Source organism: Rhizobium sp. PDO1-076, assembly GCF_000247475.1.
In the GTDB taxonomy this organism is placed as follows: domain Bacteria; phylum Pseudomonadota; class Alphaproteobacteria; order Rhizobiales; family Rhizobiaceae; genus Allorhizobium.
The window spans coordinates 1-1,734 of the sequence record NZ_AHZC01000251.1 but is presented as its reverse complement, the minus strand read 5'-3'; the positions used below and the strand labels follow the sequence as shown (position 1 = coordinate 1,734).

The window sequence follows — 1,734 nt, the reverse complement described above, 5'->3', positions numbered from 1 at the left end:
CGTGCCGGCGGCGGAGGCGATTGTTTGTCAGCTTCCGGACCAGCCACGCCTTCAATTGCCCCTTGACCGAATTCTTCCGGCTTTCTGCTGAGCTTACGCTCGATCGTATAGCTGAGGAAGGTCGGGATCTCGGCGCCGCCGGCAGGCAGTGCACCGATCGGAAAGCCGATGACCGTGCCGCGAAGCCATGGTTTCCAGGAACGCTTCCAATCTTCCTTGGTCATCCAGATCGATCCCTTAACCGGGATGGGTTTTTCGGGTTTATGGAGGTGACGCGACGCCACGAAGAAGGCTTCACCAATCGCGAACAGGCCGACCGCAAGCGTTGTCACCTCGATGCCGTCCAACAGTTCAGGCACACCGAATGTCAGGCGCGCTTGGCCCGTCAATTGATCGATCCCCATCAGTCCAAGCCAGAGCCCGAATGCCAGACTGGTCAGCCCCCTCAGAGGTGATGATCCGAATGTTGCAGACACGGTAACGAACGCGATCAGCATCAATCCGAAATAGTCCCAGGGACCAAACTTGACGGCAATCTTTACGAGATAGGGCGCAAGAAGGGCCAACCCGGCAGTCGCGATCAGTGCGGCCACGAACGAACCGATCGCCGCAGTCGCGAGCGCCGGTCCCCCGCGTCCTGCCCGCGCCATCTTGTTGCCCTCAAGCGCGGTGACGACCGATGCGCTTTCGCCCGGCGTGTTGAGCAGGATCGCCGTGGTCGAGCCACCGTACATGCCGCCGTAGTAAATTCCGGCGAACATGATGATCGAACCGCCGGGATCGAGTTTGAAGGTCACGGGAAGCAGAAGTGCCACGGTCAGTGCCGGACCTATGCCTGGGAGAACACCGACAGCCGTTCCAATCAGGACGCCAATGGCAGCGTAGATGAGGTTCACAGGCTGAATAGCCAGCGCGAACCCATCAATCAAAAAGGAAAATGTATCCATCAGGGCGTCCTTAAAAGAGCCGCTCAAGCGGGCCTTGCGGCAACGCGAGCGTCAGGAGCTTATTGAAGAGAAGGAAGACCAGAACCCCGATGAACGCTCCGAGACAGAGATCGACGAGAAGGGCCTTGCGGCCGAACGCCCGCGCGGTCAGAGCAAAGAGAAGTGTCGATCCCAGGATGAAGCCGCCACCAAGCCAGATAGATCCGATCAACCCTGCAAGAGCAAAACCGATCCAGCCGACGGCCATCCAGTCCGCGGCCTCGACTTCGATGTCGGATGGCTTGAAGGCACTGATCAGGTGGCCGATGCCAAGAACTACGAACAGGATCGCCACGAAATAAGACGCCGCGCTTGCGCTCATTCCATAGGTCGCACGCGCCTTCATGTGACTGGCATCCCAGTACGTAATGAAGGCGATGGCAAACAGCACGACCGCGATCACCGCCGTGGGACGGTTGGGTATGCGAAGATTTTTCTGGGTCATATTGTCCTCGTCGCAAGCGGAAGCGGCACGCTGCCGGCCTCCGCTTGCTTCGTCAGGTTAGTTTGCGAGACCAATGGACGTCAGGATGGTCTTTACCCGTTCGGTTTCTGAACCGATGAAAGCCTTGAACTCGTCGGACGGAGCGTAGTAGTCGGTCCAGCCGCGGGCCTTGAGGATTGCCTGCCATTCCGAGGATTTCACGGTCTTTTCAACGGCCGACTTGAGCGCATCGAGATCGGCGCCTTCGACGCCAGGATCGGCAAAGATACCGCGCCAGTTAACGAGTTCGATATCAAGACCCTG

At 58.7% G+C, this 1,734-nt stretch carries 1 protein-coding gene and 2 pseudogenes; all 3 read right to left on the bottom strand.

The genetic code is table 11. The features are described 5' to 3' along the window. Positions 1–947, bottom strand: a pseudogene (locus PDO_RS14305) (tripartite tricarboxylate transporter permease); the annotation flags it as partial. A 10-nt stretch (positions 948–957) separates the two neighbouring features. Then, positions 958–1,431 carry a tripartite tricarboxylate transporter TctB family protein gene (locus PDO_RS14300; protein WP_007602920.1) on the bottom strand — a complete coding sequence of 158 codons (474 nt, stop codon included), beginning with the start codon at positions 1,429–1,431 and terminating at the stop codon, positions 958–960. 57 nt (positions 1,432–1,488) lie between these two features. Beyond that, a pseudogene (locus tag PDO_RS14295) lies at positions 1,489–1,734 on the bottom strand (tripartite tricarboxylate transporter substrate-binding protein); the annotation flags it as partial.